Annotated in this window: 11 protein-coding genes; 4 read left to right on the top strand and 7 right to left on the bottom strand. The window is 38.3% G+C overall.

Annotation, left to right across the window (positions count from 1 at the left end; genetic code table 11):
- Positions 1–4: 4 nt before the first annotated feature.
- The 4 genes from PQO01_RS07965 to tsaD all read right to left on the bottom strand — a co-directional run bounded on the left by PQO01_RS07965 (position 5) and on the right by tsaD (position 3,164).
- On the bottom strand, positions 5–514 hold the full coding sequence (locus tag PQO01_RS07965; protein WP_274313491.1) for a DUF4136 domain-containing protein: 510 nt from the start codon (positions 512–514) through the stop codon (positions 5–7).
- Positions 511–1,341 (bottom strand): formylglycine-generating enzyme family protein, encoded by an 831-nt coding sequence (locus tag PQO01_RS07970; protein ID WP_274313492.1) that lies wholly within the window; start codon positions 1,339–1,341, stop codon positions 511–513. Before PQO01_RS07970 ends, PQO01_RS07965 begins: the two co-directional genes overlap by 4 nt.
- A 117-nt stretch (positions 1,342–1,458) precedes the next feature.
- On the bottom strand, positions 1,459–2,097 hold the full coding sequence (gene nth, locus PQO01_RS07975) for an endonuclease III (protein WP_274313493.1): 639 nt from the start codon (positions 2,095–2,097) through the stop codon (positions 1,459–1,461).
- The gene (gene tsaD / locus PQO01_RS07980) at positions 2,094–3,164 is read right to left on the bottom strand and encodes a tRNA (adenosine(37)-N6)-threonylcarbamoyltransferase complex transferase subunit TsaD (protein ID WP_274313494.1); all 1,071 of its coding nucleotides are present in this window, start codon (positions 3,162–3,164) and stop codon (positions 2,094–2,096) included. Before tsaD ends, nth begins: the two co-directional genes overlap by 4 nt.
- 192 nt (positions 3,165–3,356) lie before the next feature.
- Here tsaD and PQO01_RS07985 point away from each other — a divergent pair, with 192 nt between their 5' ends.
- Positions 3,357–5,702, top strand: coding sequence for a tetratricopeptide repeat protein (locus PQO01_RS07985; RefSeq protein ID WP_274313495.1), 2,346 nt, complete (start codon positions 3,357–3,359; stop codon positions 5,700–5,702).
- Between the two features lie 158 nt (positions 5,703–5,860).
- Positions 5,861–7,114, top strand: coding sequence for a citrate synthase (locus PQO01_RS07990; RefSeq protein WP_274313496.1), 1,254 nt, complete (start codon positions 5,861–5,863; stop codon positions 7,112–7,114).
- Between the two features lie 141 nt (positions 7,115–7,255).
- On the opposite strand, the gene PQO01_RS07995 is transcribed toward PQO01_RS07990, so the two are convergent.
- Together PQO01_RS07995 and PQO01_RS08000 are read right to left on the bottom strand one after the other, a co-directional pair.
- Positions 7,256–8,416, bottom strand: a complete 1,161-nt coding sequence (locus tag PQO01_RS07995) for a serine/threonine protein kinase (RefSeq protein ID WP_274313497.1) — start codon at positions 8,414–8,416, stop codon at positions 7,256–7,258.
- A gap of 160 nt (positions 8,417–8,576) precedes the next feature.
- Positions 8,577–9,971, bottom strand: a complete 1,395-nt coding sequence (locus PQO01_RS08000) for a 5'-methylthioadenosine/adenosylhomocysteine nucleosidase (RefSeq protein WP_274313498.1) — start codon at positions 9,969–9,971, stop codon at positions 8,577–8,579.
- A 231-nt stretch (positions 9,972–10,202) separates the two neighbouring features.
- On the opposite strand from PQO01_RS08000, the gene PQO01_RS08005 reads away from it, so the two are divergent.
- Positions 10,203–10,637 carry a phosphatase domain-containing putative toxin gene (locus PQO01_RS08005; RefSeq protein WP_274313499.1) on the top strand — a complete coding sequence of 145 codons (435 nt, stop codon included), beginning with the start codon at positions 10,203–10,205 and terminating at the stop codon, positions 10,635–10,637.
- Positions 10,638–10,649: 12 nt separating this feature from the next.
- On the top strand, positions 10,650–13,097 hold the full coding sequence (locus PQO01_RS08010; protein WP_274313500.1) for a TIM-barrel domain-containing protein: 2,448 nt from the start codon (positions 10,650–10,652) through the stop codon (positions 13,095–13,097).
- A gap of 35 nt (positions 13,098–13,132) precedes the next feature.
- Here PQO01_RS08010 and PQO01_RS08015 read toward each other — a convergent pair whose 3' ends face one another.
- Positions 13,133–13,996 carry an AraC family transcriptional regulator gene (locus PQO01_RS08015; protein ID WP_274313501.1) on the bottom strand — a complete coding sequence of 288 codons (864 nt, stop codon included), beginning with the start codon at positions 13,994–13,996 and terminating at the stop codon, positions 13,133–13,135.
- Positions 13,997–14,178: the final 182 nt, after the last annotated feature.

The following is a 14,178-nucleotide window of genomic DNA, read 5'->3' on the forward strand; positions in this document are numbered from 1 at the left end:
TTAATTACTTCTTTAATGAATCGGGAGGAAAATGAAGTAGCATTTCATTTACGATTTTATTAAACTTTTCCTGTGAAAAGGTAATCGCATTAAAGCCATAAGAGGTGGCCTGCCAAACGACTTCATTTTTCTTGCTATCGACAAACTCAACTACTAAATAACGTTCTTGGCTCTCAACAAAATAAAAGTCGGTTCCTGCGTAATAACTGCGGTGATATAGGCCACCATGAGCCGTAACCATACGTTCTCTATTCACGATTTGGTAGCGAGGTTTAATAACTAAATCTGCTGGATCGGCAGCAAAGGCATCCGCTTTAAATACTAAGCCCTTTAGTTCAAGACCATCAATCAGCGAAGCCTCTAAACGTTGACGGTTGAGGCTTTTGCTCTTGGTATTGGGCACAAAGGAAAAACTTTTGTATTCAGTAAAGTCGACCCCAGGTTGGTAGTCATACTTTACTGAACTACATGAGCTCAACAATATAAAGCTTAGTATTAAAACTAATTGTTTCATTTTTTGCTGAGAGGCTCTCCTAAAACAATTCTAAAACCAAGTACAAAATACTTAGAATCAGGTGGGTTGATGAATCGAGCAGAAGGGCGACAAGCAGCTGGGTCTAAAAGCCAGCAACCACCCTTAGCAATCTTGTTAGCACCATCTTTATTAAATGGGTTTACTGCATCATCAATATCAACTTTTTGTAATTGATGGGCAGGATTCTCGTAGTATTCGAGTTCTTGGAAGTCACAGCCATCCATAACCCATTCCCAAACATTGCCCTGCATATCATAAAAGCCCCAGTTATTAGGCTCTTTTGTTCCAACTACATGCGCACGTTCATTGGAGTTTTTGAAGTACCAAGAAATCGTTTCGATATCTTCAACAAAATCTTCATCAGAACCACCGCGACATACGTATTCCCACTCAGCTTCAGTTGGTAAACGGTATACATAAGGTTCTGGTAAACGACCCGCTTCACGCTCAAGTTCAGTTAGTTTTTTACAAAAAGTTACGGCATTATCCCAGCTTACTTTCTCAACGGGGTAATTGGCTGAACCTTCTTGATCTTTGAACATACTAGGGTTCTTTTTAATGACTTCTTGGTACTGAAACTCTGTAATGGGGTGGATACACATCCAAAAAGTTCTTGTCATGTGAACACGGTGATGCGGACGCTCATTGACATGGCCATCGTCTTTACCTTTGTAGTATGAACCAGGCAAAATTTTCTTCATTTGGATTTCTACATCTTCCATTTCGAAAAAATCACCAAAATCTTCTCTGGGGTAATCATCAACAATTGAGGGGCCAACTGGACCTGTGTTCTCTAATTCCATCATTATTTTTATCCTTTTTATTTTGAAATCTGCACACTTTAGCACGACTTATTAGCAAACCAAATTTCTTAATTGTATTTTAATCAAATAAGGGGTTAACCCTACTTAAAAAATATAAGCCTAAGATTTTTTTATACCCTTGCGTCCATAAATACTACAAATTGGGCAAGCGACTGGATCATGGCCGCGTGCGGGACAGAATTCACGACCAAAATAAATGATCTGCAAATGAAGATCTATCCATGTTTCTTCTGGGAATAAACGCTTTAGATCTTTCTCTGTTTGTTCAACGGATTTGCCGGTTGATAAACCCCAACGATAGGCTAAACGATGGATGTGAGTGTCTACGGCAAAGGCGGGCACTTCGAAAGCTTGAGACATGACTACTGAAGCAGTTTTATGTCCAACACCAGGGAGTTCTTCTAAAGCATCAAAGTCACAGGGGACTTGTCCCTTATGTTTCTCTACTAAAATACGCGACAACTCACTAATGGCTTTGGACTTTCTTGGCGAGAGTCCACAAGGTCTAATGATGGCCTTTATATCCTCTACATCCTTGTGCATCATATCCTGAGGATTATCTGCTAGTTCAAAGAGAGCAGGCGTAACTGTGTTAACACGTGCATCGGTACATTGAGCCGATAAAAGTACGGCTATGAGTAAAGTGTAGGGGTCTTTGTGGTCTAATGGGATAGGGGGCTTAGGGTAAAGTTTTTGCAGTATAGCGAGTATATCAGCGACTTTTTCGGATTTCTTCATTTGGCAAAGATAGGTAATTTTTCAATTATAGGTGCACGCCCACTAGCTTCAACAAAATCTCCAGAGAACTCGGGGTCTTTTAAATAATGATAACCAAGGCCAGCAATCATGGCGGCGTTGTCGGTGCAATATTTTGGTGGAGTAAGAATAAGTTCTTTGCCACTTTTGATGGCCATTTTATGGACACGGTCACGTATCGCACTATTACAGGCGACTCCACCGCAGAGCAATAGGGTTCTAGCTCCGTAACTTTCGGCTGCCATAATTAATTTTTTAGAGAGGACATCAACAATGGCATCTTGATACGAAGCTAATAAATCAGGTAAATCCTCATCGGGAACCACACCATCTTTCCAGTTCTTTTTAACCATATTCAAGAGTGAAGTTTTGACGCCAGAGAAAGAGAAGTTGAGTTTGTGTTCCTCGCTATAAGAGCGTGTTTTGGGAAGGAAGGAACGTGGGAATTGATATTTGTCTTTATTTCCCGTTTTTGCTAATCGATCAATGATGGGGCCACCTGGATAGGGAAGGCCAAGTATTTTTGCGGCTTTATCAAAAGCTTCGCCTGCAGCATCATCTATTGTCGCGCCCGCTAACTCACAGTCGCCGTTAGCTTTGATAATGAATAACTGAGTGTTTCCACCGGAGATTAGCAAAGCACAAATAGGGAAAGAGTTAAGATCTTCAAGAACATCTTGTCTTTCAATAAGTCCTCCATAAATGTGTGCGGCGAGGTGGTTTATCCCACAAACTTTCTTGCCCAAAGAGAGGGAGAGGCCGTTGGCAAAACCTGCGCCAACTAAGAGCGCGGGTAGTAGGCCAGGTTGTGCGGTGACCGCAATACCATCAATATCTTCTAATTGTAGATCTGCTTTTTCTAAAGCTTCATTGAGAGTGGGGCGAACATTGTTTAAATGTTCACGAGCAGCTAACTCGGGGATGACACCTCCATAGTTAGCGTGATCTTTAATCTGAGAAGATATGGCATTAGCCAAGACTTCGTGACCGTTTTTCACTAGTGAGACAGCGGTTTCATCACAACTGGACTCGACTCCTAGAATAATCATTTTTTTCCCTTAGTAATAATATATCTTGCAAGATATAAACAATTACTCATGTGTCAACAAACTTACTTATTTAGAAAAAAGAATAAAAAGTCGACTTAATACGTGAAGATTAGTTTTTAGCGAGTCGATATTTATTGACATTAGTCCTGCAAGCTTCTAGTGTTGCTGAGTCTAAAAAAATGCGGAATTACTGTGAACAAAACTTTAGCTTTTATTATTTTATTTTTATTTAATTTCTTTGCCTTCTCAGAAACGCCAGAATCTATGTGGCGCCATGCCTTTAAAGAGTTTGACCAAGCAGAGATTCACTTCAAGAAAGCAGAGTACTCAAAAGCTGACTCTGCTTATAGTACTGCTTTGGCACAATTTCTGAAAATATCTGTTGACTACCCAGACTGGGAAACGAGCTCTGTAAATTATCGTGCCAACGAATGTAAGGATAAGATTAGTGAGATTAAAAACCTTCAGACGGGCAAGGAGAAAACAACAAAAACAATTTCAGTTCAAAATGAAGATTTATTAAAAATTAGAGCCGAAAGAGATAAGTACGCGAAAGCGATGCTGAAGGTGTATAAGGAAAATAAGAAGAACATTCGTGAATTAGAAGTCACTAAAGCCCTTTTGAAAAGAGCTCAAATGTCTGCTGGGCACTCATCGCAAATGGATAGCGAACTTGAAAAAACTATTTTAGAGAAACGTAAATTAGAGCTTACTATCAAGGGTCTAGAAAAAGTATTGGAGGAAGCCAAGAATCAAAAAGCCAACTCTAGCAATCAGGAGATTAAAAAGCTCCAAGTAAAAATTGATGATATCTTATTAGCCTCTCAAAAGAAACAAAGAGAGTTGGAAGCAACAATAGAAAATAATAATAAGGACTTACTCGAAAAAAATAATTCATTGATGGATCAAAAACGCCTTTATGCTGAACTCAAAAAGATTTCATCCGATAGTGAAATCGAAAAGAAGAAATACCTAGATCAAATCAATAAACAAAACATTCAAATCACCAAACTTAATAAAGATTTAAATAGCCTTAAAAACACCACAATGAATTTGCGGAGTTCCTTGAGTATCGCGCAAAAATCAGCAAGTACCAGTGTTGATAGGGAGAAAACTACAAATGCAAAATTATTTAAACAAATCGAGGCACTTCAAACTAAAAACATTGGACTCGAAGGCGAAATTCAAACTCTTAAACAGAGAATGATAAAAAGTTCTGATGATACAGATAAAACCGTTCTAAAAAGTGAAATAGACAAAGTTAACAAAAGCTTAGATCTAGAACGTAAAAAATCCGCACAAATGAAGACTAAGCACGACAAAGACTTACTGGCACTCAAAAAAATAGCAGACAAGACAAAGACTGAGTACGCAGAGCTAGAAATTAAAGTTAATAATCTCAGTCTTGAAAATAAAAAACTTCTTGTGGAAACAAGCAAAGCACGTACAGAAAAAAATACCTTGGCATTGAAAAATACTCAGTTAAAAGAACAGCTTATTGAACGTGAAACTAGCTTTGTCAATCAACTGAAAACTAAGTCTGCTCAACAAGCTGAAGAAATCAAAAAACTTAATAAAGATTTAAAAGAAAAAAGTGACTTAAATAAAATTTATGAAGCGCGTTTAGATTCTTCTAACATAGCTATGGCGTCACTTAATGCAGAACTTAGTAAGTTAATGAAGACTTCGAGTGCAGCACCATCTAATAAAGAGAATGATGCAGAAAAATTAGAGTTAATCACGAAATTAGAATCTAGCGAAAAATTGAACAAAAAGTTGAATAAAGAAATTATTTCTTTACGACAACGCTTTATACGGTTAAATGCCATGAGTGGGCAGAAAGATGATGAAATCATTTCTCGTTACGTGAAGCTCAAAAAGGCTCATGAGGAGTTACAAAAAGATTTTAAAAATTTAGTTAATCGTATCCCTCAAGAAGGACAGGTAAATAAAGGCTTTACTGATGAATCTACAGAAAATATTACTAGAAAAGTAGAGACATTAATTTACGATGCCTATAAAGCCTCAAATGAAGGGAAACATCAAGTCGCACTTGGCCTTTACTCACAAGCATTAGAATTGGATAGCAAAAACCTAGATGCTTTGATGAGAACAGGTGTACTTTATTATCAGCTGGGACAACTTTCTGAAGCAGAGCGTTACCTAAATCAAGCATTTTACCAAAATCCTGATGATGCCAATATATTAATCCCTCTGGCCAAGTCTGTGTTAGATAAGGCCGATTATCACCTTGGGATATCTTTACTGAGTCGTGCAGTAGCACTCAAACCAGATAATGATGAACTTAGAGTGAACCTAGGTGTTGCTTTACAGGCTTTGGGCTGGGAAAAGGCCGCTCTAGCAGAAATGGAAAAAGCTTATGAGATCAATGATAAGAATGCGCAAACTGCACTGAACTTGGCTGTTCTATATTTATCGCAGACACCCAAAAAAGTCAATCAAGCAAAAATAATGTACGATAAAGCCTTGGCCATGGGAGCTAATAAATCTCCACTACTTGAAGAGCTCTTAAAATAATTAAACATTCAAGTGTTGTTACACTTTTGTAAGATTTTGTATATTTTTACACAAAAGGTAAAAATTGACTTAAACTAGTAGGTCGATGCGGTTGATTTTATGACAAAACTTTATATCTTACAGGACTTTTTAAATCTAAGACAATTCGAGGAGAAATAATGTCTGAATCAGCAACGCTAAACCTCGCGGGTAAAACCCTAAATCTACCCATTTTAGAGGGTACTGAAAACGAAAAAGCAATTGACATAAGCGCACTTCGCAAAGAAACAGGCTTTGTCACTTTTGACCCCGGTTACGGAAATACATGTCCGTCTAAAAGCTCAATTACTTTTTTAAATGGTGAAGCAGGTGCTTTGCGTTACCGTGGCTACACAATTGCAGAACTTTGTGACAAGCACACTTTCGAAGAAGCTTCTTACCTTACTCTATATGGTGAACTACCTACAAGTGAGCAGTTAGCTGAATTTACAGCTAATATCAATGAAAACTCCAAGATGCCAAAGCAACTAGAAAAAATCTTTGATGCTTACCCTGATTCAATTCATCCAATGGTAATGATCAACGTTTTAGTATCTTCACTTTCAGCTTACTACCCAGATTCAACAAGTATTTCTGATCCAGCTCAGGTTGAGAAAGCTACTCAGATTGCTCTTGGTCAGATGTTAACTTTTGTTGCTTTCGCTTACAGAAAGAGTATTGGCGCAAGCTTTGAATACCCAACTGAACCTTGTTCTGCGGCAGCTGGCTTATTAAAAATGATGTTCGGTAATGACTACGTAGTAGATCCTGACGTTGAAAAGGTAATTGATGAATTACTCATTCTTCACGTTGATCACGAGTTTAACTGTTCAACATCTACAGTTCGTTTAATCGGTTCATCACAAGCTAATTTATTCGCATCGATTTCTGGTGGTATTTCAGCTCTTTGGGGACCTTTACACGGTGGTGCTAACCAAGCTGTAGTTGAAATGCTTCAATACATCCACGAAAACGATATTGATCCACAAGAGTACCTAGAAAAAGTTAAGCGCAAAGAAGACGGTATTCGTCTAATGGGCTTTGGTCACCGCGTTTACAAAAACTATGATCCACGTGCACGTATCATCAAAAAGACTTGTGACCGCGTAATGGCGAAGCTAGGCCAAGAAGATCCATTACTTGCAATCGCACAAAAACTTGAAGCGGCAGCACTTTCTGATGAGTACTTCACAAGTAGAAAACTTTACCCTAACGTAGATTTCTACTCAGGTATTGTTTATAGAGCCATCAAAATTCCAACAGAGATGTTCACACCTTTATTTGCTTTAGGTCGTTTACCTGGTTGGATCGCTCACTGGAGAGAGCAAAACTCTGATCCAGGTGCTAGAATTGGTCGTCCTCGTCAAATCTACACAGGCGAGACACAGCGCTAATCTTTATTTAAAGATTCCCAAAAGGCCAGCTTAAAAGCTGGTCTTTTTTATTTTAAGGATGAGTGGTTTGCTCAACAAAAATCATTGTTAAACAAAAAAATAGCCTGTGCTTAACAGGCTATTAAATTTTTCTACTTAACTTTAAAGTAAGTTGAGAAAGTCAGGGATGCGACCTATGTAGTAGAGGTAACAAAGAAATACCATGATGCAAAAGAAAGTGTAGACAGCAAATCCGAGTCCACTATTTTGTCTTCTTATGGTTTTGTTAGCGGCTGCTGTATGCTGGACAGTCGCCTTATTGGCTTTGATGGCATTTTTCTTTTTCTCGGGAGTTTTAGTTTGCCTAGTAGGCTTGTCAGGGTTTTCACTATCAAGAGCTTTATCCAAGAGTGAAATGAGTTTCTCCCAGCTTTCGTAGCGATCTGCGGGGTCCTTAGCAGTCATTTTACCGATGATAGTTTGCATTTTATTAGAGAATTTTTTACCTGAAGACAGAGACTCCAAGCTTGGAATAGGGGAGGAAACTTGCATTTGCAAGACTTCTTGTGGAGTTCCTTGGTAAACTCTTTTTCCTGTCAAAGCATACATCATAACTAAACCTAAAGAGTACATGTCAGTTCGAAAATTCACTTCTTTCATGGTAGCTTGTTCGGGGCTCATGAAGTCAGGTGTACCATTGATATAACCCGAATCATCTATACCACCTTGCATTGCAAGGCCAAAGTCCATAACGAGGTAGCGACCCTTACTGTTATAACGAATGTTTTCTGGCTTAATATCACGGTGAATCATGTTGTGATCGTTCCATGCGTAAGAGAGTGCCTGAGCAATCTCTTTAGCTAACACTAGTGTTGCTGTTTCATTTAGAGTATGATCAGCAGTAACTACGTCGGATAGGTCTTGCCCATCAACATATTGCATGGTGATAAAGAAAATATTATTTTTACAGCCCGCATTATATGTCGTTACAATATTGGGGTGTTGTAATGCGGCAGAGTTTTGTACTTCTTTAATGAATAGATCTACAGTGCCTTCCGCGTGTAATTGATCGGGACTAATTGTTTTAAGAGCAACTTGTCGATTCATGAGTAAATGTTCTGCGAGGAACACAAAACCCATTGATCCCTTTCCTATAAACTCCTTGATGATATGATCATCAATAATATTACCAACCTCTAATTCATCCTGGAGCGGTATTTGAAACTCAGATGAACAACTTGGGCAATTAACTGCGTGACCGCATTCCGCGCTATCAGCAGCGAACATTTCTGCACATGCAGGGCATGATACTTTTATGAGCATATCCATTTCCAAATAAGTGTTTAAATCCGTATAAATTTTAGCACCATCTAACAAAAAAACTATTAAATTTGAATTCAATTTATTCTAAATCTAGAATAGCTAGTGCATAATTAATACAAAAACTGATTAAATTTTATGCTCTTTGAATGTTTAGATCTCATTATGTTTCGTAATAACGTGTCCCCATAATGGCACTACCTATGCGCAAAATATTCGATCCACTGGCAATAGCTTCTTCATAATCTCCCGACATCCCCATGCTTAGTTTTGCTTTTGAAGGAAAGAATTTTTCATATTTATCAGCCAGCTCTTTAAGTTCTTGGAATACAGATAAGTTTTCTTTTTTACTTGCACTCAATGGCCCCATAGTCATTAAGCCAACAAGTTTTACGTTTTTAAGTCCAGAGCACGTCACTATGAGTTTTTCTAAAGATAAAGAACTCACACCACTTTTTTGAATTTCTCCAGTTAGGTTGAGCTGTATAAAGATATTTATGACTTTGCCTTCTTCAGCAGCAATGCGGTCAATTCTTTGCGCTAAGGCAATATTATCAACAGAATGAATTGTTTGTACTACTTTAACTGCCTGACGTACTTTGTTAGATTGCAGTGGACCAATTAAATGCCAATGAATATCATCGGGTAAAACTTGTGATTTTTCAATCATTTCTTGAACGCGGTTTTCTGCAAATTGCCTCTGCCCGTGTTTATATAGAGCGTAAATTTTATCGGCGGGATGGTTTTTTGTTACCGTAAGGACTTGTACTTCAGAGCTGTCACGTTGGTGGTCTTTTGCACAAGTCGCAACATGATCAAGGATGTCATCATAGCGCTTGGGGATTTCTAGGTTGCTATTCATAGTCTCTAAAATATGTTTAACCATATAACAAGAATTTTCTGCAACTAATGGCAGCAAGCTATTAAAGTCACAAGCAGCATTTCCATCTGCGCGGTCTGAAATTGTACGAATAACTAAAAAAGGAATTTTATGTCTAGAGGCAACAAAGGCTAAAGCCGCACCTTCCATTTCCACTGCATCACCAGCTAATTCTTCAGTAAAGTAGGGTTTTACATGCTCATGAGTAATAAACTGATCACCCGTTAGGATACGCCCCTTGAAAATCTTATGTTCATCCGTTGTAAAACTTTCGGCGAGTTGAGTTAAAAATTGACAAGAATGAAAGATTTTTTCATTGGTATACGGTATCTCGCCACGTTCAAATCCTAGAGCATTTAATTCTAGATCATGCTGAATGAATTCAGTACCGATGACAACATCGCCCGTATCATAGCTCTCGTTTAATGCTCCAGCGACGCCAGTAAAAATAAAATAATCAGGCTGCCAAGTATCAGCAATATGTTGGACTAACATCGCAGCCTGGACTTTGCCAATGCCAGAAAGACTTAATAAGCATTTTATATTTTTATACGAACCTTCTTGGTATTGAAAAGGACCATTAGAGATATCATTAAGGTCAGTGAATTGCGGTCTTAATTTTTCTAATTCTTCTGGTAAGGCACCTATTATGGCAATGCGTACTTGCTCGAGAGACATGGATCATTCCTATAATTTATTTTTTCGATATTATAACCTCATTTCCACATAGCGAAAAAGCATAAAAATTATTAGTTCAACTTTATCCTTTACATTGTTTATTTGGTGAAAGGAAATTGATTTCTGTGATTACTTTAGATTTAACAGTTTTTTGTGTCTTATAAGTAGGCAAGATAGGCTGAGGCTATAGTTTTTAAGACAGTTAATTTAATTAAACAATGGAAAAAGATAATGAGTCATTACGAAAAGATTTGGTGGTTAGAAGATAATAAAATCGGTGGAATGCCTAAGCCACCAGTTGAAGAAATAGCTAATCTAAAAAAATCTGGATTAGGGGCAATAGCTTCATTTTTGGAAGGTCAAGATAATTTAGAAGAATACAGAGAAAATGGCATTGAGTTCTTTTGGTCTCCAATTGTAGATGACGAAGCACCAACAAAGGAGCAGGTTGCAGAATTTGTTAAGTTTGTGGAAAAGACTCTGGAGCAAGGCTTATCACTTGCGGTTCACTGCAAGGGAGGAAATGGACGTGCGGGAACCATGTTAGCGGCATATTACATGTCTAAAGGCAAAAGTTCCGAGGAAGTACTGAAGTTCATGAGAGGCATCAACCCACGAGCAGTTGCCACAGAAGTACAAGAGCAGTTTTTGAATAGCTTGAACTAAGACCTAGTAAAAATGATTTCTTTTCTATACAAAAAAGATATAGCCGTTTTTGGACCTCACAAAAACTGCATGCTTGGGTCATCTTTGGCTATAGAAAAGGATATTCAGCAAAGTAGTAAACTCCCAAAGAATTATCAGCTGATTCCAACTTTCAGCGATAGTCATGAAGCCTATGTTTCTATGCCTAAAGTCAATGAACATGGAAGTTTTCCTGTGCGTCAACGTACGAGTTTCCCTAGATTAATTGATTATGATTTTTATGGTACAGGGGAACAGTTGGGGAAACTGAGGAAAAATGACTCTGTCATTCCCGTATATAATCGCGATAACTTTATGTATGAACAGGGGGATAACCTATATCAATCTCACCCTTGGGTTTTAGCTGTAGGTCCCTGTGGGAAAAGCTATGGCTTTTTAGCTGACACCAGCTATCGCGGCGAGATTGATTTGCGGAATCAGCAAATATGTTTTGAGTTTGAAGGCGAGGGTCATAGAGTTCTTGTTTTGGAAGGAGAAAGTCCACAAAAAGTCCTTCGCTTATTATCTGAATTAATTGGCACTATAAGCCTCCCTCCAAAGTGGGCATTAGGCTATCAACAATGCCGTTACTCTTACATGAATGAGCAAGAGGCTAAATCTATTATAGATAATTTTCGCTCACGTCAATTACCCTGTGATGTCATTTGGTTTGATATTGATTACATGGACCAATTTAAAATTTTCACCTTCGATAAAAAGGCTTTCCCTCAGCCCAAACGAATGAATGATTATGCTCATCAAAACAACTTCAAAACAGTATGGATGGTGGATCCTGGAGTGAAACTAGAAGAGGGCTACCATATTTATGATGAATTACGCAAAAATTCTTACTATCTAAAACAAGAAAGTAATGACTCAGCAAGCCATGATATAAAAGTTTCACTTAAGGTCAGTTCTAACAAAGAGCAGATGGCTAATCTCATTGATGGCGATATGACCACTGTGTGGTCTGCAGAGCATAATGATGTAAAGCCGTCTATAATTTTGGATCTGAATTCATTAAGTGAAGTATTGAGTATTGATTTGTTTTGGCGACAAAATTTCCCTGCAGATTACAAAGTCCACATCTCAACAGATCAGCAACATTGGCAACTGTTTGCTCAAGGTAAAGACTTCATTTCAGCGGGTCATCATTGTTTGAAATCAAATAAACAAACTCAGTGTCGTTATATAAAAATTAGCTTTTTATCTCCAAAACAAACTTATGCCTTAGAGCAAATTATGCTTAATGGTGAGAGCTTTCATCCTCTTAAAGATATTGCGGAAGCAGACATGTATATTGGCAATGTATGGCCGGGTAGGTGTGCTTTTCCAGATTTCACTAGTCAAGCTTGCCAAGATTGGTGGAAGCAGCTTTACCCAGACTTTATTGCATGTGGAATTGATGGGGTATGGAATGATATGAATGAACCTGCTGTATTTGGTGGAGGTCCACTTATGACTATAGCAGATGAAGTTCAGCACGCTGGTGGGCTCAGGATTAATGATAAGGTTTTAGATCCAGGCCCCCACAATAAGTATCACAATGCTTATGGAATGCTCATGGCTAAAGCTACTCGTGAAGGAATGTTATTAGCTCAACCCAATAAACGTCCCTTTGTGCTCACTAGAGCTAATTACATAGGAGGTCAACGTTATGCGGCGACTTGGACTGGGGACAATAAGTCTACCATAAAGCATATGAAATTAGCCACGCCAATGTGCTTAAATTTAGGAATGTCAGGGCAGAGTTTTGTGGGTCCCGACCTCGGTGGTTTCGCAGGCGATGCTCGTGGGGATTTGTTTGCACAATGGATGGCAATTACGGTATTTTACCCATTCATGAGAGCCCACTCATCAAAAGGGACAAATAGAAAAGAACCATGGTCTTTTGGGACGAAAATAGAAGATTCTTGTAGGCGATCACTACAGCGACGTTACCGACTTTTGCCCTACTTATATACGCAATTTTACTTATCATCAACTATGGGGCAGCCCATCATGCAAGCGGCTTTTTTTGCGGATCTCGCAAATAAAGCACTGCGCCAAGAAGAAAATAAATTTCTATTAGGCAATGATCTACTCATTGTACCACCGTGGGATAAAACAAAACGTTTTCCGCGAGGCAATTGGGCTTTAGTGGAACTCTTAGGAGATGATTACGAAGATGAATTCCAGGTCAAAGTATATTTAAGAGAAGGGTGCATTTTAGCTTTGGGAAATAAAGCGACATACGCAGAAGAACAAAACCCTTATCAACTAGAGCTGATTATCAACCCAGATAAAAATGGTGAGGCTAATAGTTCTGTGTATATAGATTCTGGTGATGGGTGGTCTTATAAAGATGGTGATTATGATTTAATTTCAATCACTTATCAAAATGGGCAATTAGAAACACCTAATAAGAAAGTAGACTTATCTGTCCTCGATATTATCTCTTGATTCCTAAAAAAGATATTTGGTTTACCTGAACTTAATCACTTGGAATTAAATTGTTTACGGTACTCACGAGGAGTCATGCCTTTGATTTCCTGAAAGCGGCGATTGAAGTTAGAGAGGGTGTTGAAGCCTGAATCGTAGCAGATAGTGGAGACACTGTCTTTTGATTCTGTGAGTCGACGACAGGCCTGGGCAATTCTGAGCTCATTGACGTAATTTACGAAGGTTTTACCTGTGTTGCGCTTAAAAAAACGAGAGAAGGATTTAGGGCTCATCATACAGATTTCGGCAGCATCATCTAAACTGATGGTCTTTTCGAGGTTGTTGGAGATATGACGGGTTATGAGGTCAACCTTGTTGACGGTTTCTTTATTGAGACTTGGTGAGTAGAGCGGGCTCACCAATTTTTTTCTTTCTGAGCGTGGAGCCTTTGACATCAAATCAAGTATTTTTAAAAGTTCTGTGTAGCATTGAAAATCATTTAGTTCATTCATAGCAAGCATAATCTGATGAATTTTATTTCTTGATTTGCCGAAAAATTCAAATGACCTTGAGCAATCATTAAGGAACTTATTTATATGCATTAGTTCAGGCCTCTCGAAAAGTTTATCACCCATGGATTCTCGTGAGAATTGAAGTACTGCCATAGCTGGCCTATCAGGATCGTTTTCATTTGCTTCAAAGGGGTGAAGGGCATGAGGGAGGTTAGGTCCAGTTATGATAAGTGTGCCTGGTTGAAGTTCTCCAATATAATCGCCGTTAATATAATGACCTGTATTTTTTAGAGTTAGAAGAATATCGTACTCAGGATGATGGTGCCAAACAGGCCACATATTGGTATCTAATTTATAAATGAATGAACGTGTTTGTAAATCGCTGAGTATTTCAAGCTGTGCTTCCATAATTCTTCCTTTAATACAAAATCAACTGTAATATAAAGTGTTTGTTAATTGTAACGGGCAGTGTCCCAAATTTTCTGTAAATTCTGCTATAGCTCTACTTTAAGAGTTATGAATAGCTTCCAAGACTTCGCGAGAATGGGAACTTTCTCGTCGGAGCGAAATTGAGGAAGTTGTTTGTAACT

Origin of the sequence: Lentisphaera marina (assembly GCF_028745505.1) — a bacterium.
Taxonomy (GTDB): domain Bacteria; phylum Verrucomicrobiota; class Lentisphaeria; order Lentisphaerales; family Lentisphaeraceae; genus Lentisphaera; species Lentisphaera marina.